This window comes from Pontibacter sp. HSC-14F20, assembly GCF_019599265.1.
Classification (GTDB): domain Bacteria; phylum Bacteroidota; class Bacteroidia; order Cytophagales; family Hymenobacteraceae; genus Pontibacter.
Window position 1 is genome coordinate 1 of record NZ_JAHZTC010000084.1, and the last position, 255, is coordinate 255.

Here is a 255-nt window from a genome sequence, read left to right on the forward strand (position 1 = left end):
GCGTATGGCTCTCCTGGGTATCCTCCACCGTTTCCCTGAGCAGGTTGAGCTTCTCTCTGACGGCGGGAATCACACACAGCGCCTGGTCCGCTTCAACGAGCTTTTCAAGCCTGCGGCAGTAAGCCAGTTGCTCTTCCAACCCGCCCGAGTCATTCTGTTCGGGCATACGGCCTTTGATGTCTTCATCGATGCTGCAAAGGGCTTTGCGCAGCAGCCTTGAGCGTTCCCTGAGCACCTCCAGGGCGGATTGTGGAT

Annotated in this window: 1 pseudogene; it reads right to left on the minus strand. The window is 58.0% G+C overall.

Annotated features, from left to right (window positions below):
- Positions 1-255 (minus strand): annotated as a pseudogene (locus K3G39_RS20600) (IS5/IS1182 family transposase); the annotation flags it as partial.